We start from the raw sequence: 2,211 nt of genomic DNA on the forward strand, positions 1-2,211 counted from the left end.
ACATCTCAACTTATACTTAGATTTACATCTCTCATTATACACGCTCGATGATTTACAAATCATTTGCGATCGCTATAGTTCCTTTATCAATAGCCTCCGCTAATTCTGGGTTTAAGCTACAGAAGAATTGGCTGTTGTCAGGTTCAGAGTAAACTACTTCAACAACATAACATCCCGTTTTGGGGACAATCCTCACTTCGCACAAATCCTCAAACTTCAGCGCCGTGTTAAATAACTTGCGAGAAATGTCCGTTATTTCATCGCAGTAATTAAACCACTCATGGCCTTTTTGATTGCGTGCCTTTCCACTCGTTCTTTTAACAGTGTGGACAACTATCAACTATCAACTATTAACTATCAACTGTTAACTGTTTAATGGCAGTAGCATCTCCCTATCAGCGCCCAGATAGCATTGTAATCAGCCGCCTCAACTTCCCAGCAAGTTTTCTGGAATCGTAGCGGCACTTGGCTTCTACTAAGATTTTTTCCATCAGCTCGGATGAAGCTTCTGCTTGCAGCCAGGCAGCTTCTAAAAATACTTCTACGGTCACTCCTTTTTCTTTGCAAAATCTTGTCAAGTTAGCATCTATTTCTGCATCTAAAACAACGGCAGAATGGCGACGAGTTGGCGGAAGTTTCGCGAGTTCTGCTTTTAACTCTTCTAATGTTGAATTGGGATTAGTGGTTTCGTTTGAAGTTGCGTTCGTTGAAGTTTCGTTAGCGGAAGTTTCGTTCGCCGAAGTTTTGTTTGAAGTTTCGTTTGAAGTTTCGTTCGCCGGAGTTGAACGTTGAGCTATTTGTTCGCTCTCCTGTTTTGGGGCGATTAAAGTATCTTCTCGGCTTGGAACAACTGTTCGCTTGCGGTTGGAGCGAATTTGGTCGAGGATGCTGTCACTCATTGTACTTTTTGTTGTAAAAGAGACTCGATTTTGGCGAGCAGAATTTCAAAGGGATATTCTAAGTCTGGATGTCCTAATTCGCTGAGAGTTTGGCGTTTGTTAATGGCTTTTTTGTACTGTTCGGATTCTCGGATTGAAGGGAGAATTAATTCGTTTTCAACTTCGTCTTTCATTCCTTCTACGGCTAGGCGGCTCTCTAGGGTTTGAGTGTTGCCAATCCAGCGGTCGCGGAAGGGCAGCACTCCTAGTACGGTAGCGTTGGTTGCTTTGACATCTCTCATGGAGTTGAGCAAGTCGAGTGTCCGCACTAGGGAACCGTAGCCTTTGACGGAGGCTTCGGCGGGTACGATTACGGTGTCGGCGGCACCGATTGCGGTTAAGCAAATCTGCGAGCGCTGCGGGGGTGCGTCAATGATACAAAATTTAAAGGCTTCGGCAACTGGTTCGAGGCGGCGCAGCAACAGGGTAGCGCCGACGCCGCTGCTGGATAGGTAGTCGGCGGCGGCGTCTAGGCCGTCGTCGGAGGGAATTAGAAACAAGTTGTCGCTACCTTCGACTGGATAGATGCCGTCTTCGATGGGCACGGATTTTTTGAGAACTTCCAGCAAGGTGGGCTGGTTGGGTTGCAGTTCTAGCCCCAGGTAGGTGGTCAGGTTGTGTTGGGGGTCGGCGTCGATAGCCAGTGTGGGATAGCCCCGGCTCGCTAGGAGGCGGCTCAGGAATAGAGATGCGGTTGTCTTGCCCTGCCCCCCGGACAGGGACGCGATGGCGACTGCGATCATGGCTTTAGGGACATGGGATGGGGTTTTCTATATATATAGTCATCTAAAAAACGAAATTAGTCAATACATAAATTGTAAAAAGCTAATTTTATTAATTTAGTAATTTAATTTTTACAAAAAAGCTAATTTTATAAAATAATTAAAAGCTTACTTACTAAAATTAGCAAGTGAGCGCCGTCCTTACCATACCAGAGTTACCCCAAGTAGCGTAGAGGGGTAGCCACCGAGAGGTTCCAACTCAGTCAAGCGTTACTTCCGGTCTGCCAGACCGTAGTTGCTTTACGCAAAATGTTAATCGCCGCGTTTTCATTCTTGTCTGCTACGTATCCACAGTGAGAACATTTATGAGTTCTGGTACTCAATGTTTTTGCCACGTTATGCCCGCAATTTGAGCAGTTCTGGCTTGTGTCGCGCGTGGGAACGGTAATCGCTTGTTTTTGAAGAGGATTTTTTTGACTGTAGTTTAGACTAACCAAAGATGAGAACGGTGGCAAAAGAAGAACTAGAGCCACCGCGCCAGGAGAGAATGA

The 2,211-nt window shown here is 45.9% G+C and carries 3 protein-coding genes; all 3 read right to left on the reverse strand.

All coding sequences use genetic code 11. From position 1 onward, the window contains the following. Nucleotides 1-395 precede the first annotated feature (395 nt). Nucleotides 396-899 (reverse strand): hypothetical protein, encoded by a 504-nt coding sequence (locus tag QUA25_RS29070; protein ID WP_333043158.1) that lies wholly within the window; start codon nucleotides 897-899, stop codon nucleotides 396-398. Continuing rightward, nucleotides 896-1,681, reverse strand: a complete 786-nt coding sequence (locus tag QUA25_RS29075; RefSeq protein ID WP_106331468.1) for a ParA family protein — start codon at nucleotides 1,679-1,681, stop codon at nucleotides 896-898. Before QUA25_RS29075 ends, QUA25_RS29070 begins: the two co-directional genes overlap by 4 nt. Before the next feature lie 242 nt (nucleotides 1,682-1,923). Next, nucleotides 1,924-2,211 (reverse strand): zinc ribbon domain-containing protein (locus QUA25_RS29080; protein ID WP_333043159.1); only part of this gene is annotated, 288 nt, incomplete at its 5' end.

It is taken from the genome of Microcoleus sp. Pol17C6, from assembly GCF_036701145.1.
Lineage (GTDB): Bacteria > Cyanobacteriota > Cyanobacteriia > Cyanobacteriales > Microcoleaceae > Microcoleus.

Bases quoted from the DNA above. Each gene is read 5' to 3' on its own strand.
- QUA25_RS29070 (WP_333043158.1), bottom strand. From the start codon at position 899: ATGAGTGACAGCATCCTCGACCAAATTCGCTCCAACCGCAAGCGAACA.
- QUA25_RS29075 (WP_106331468.1), bottom strand. From the start codon at position 1,681: ATGATCGCAGTCGCCATCGCGTCCCTGTCCGGGGGGCAGGGCAAGACA.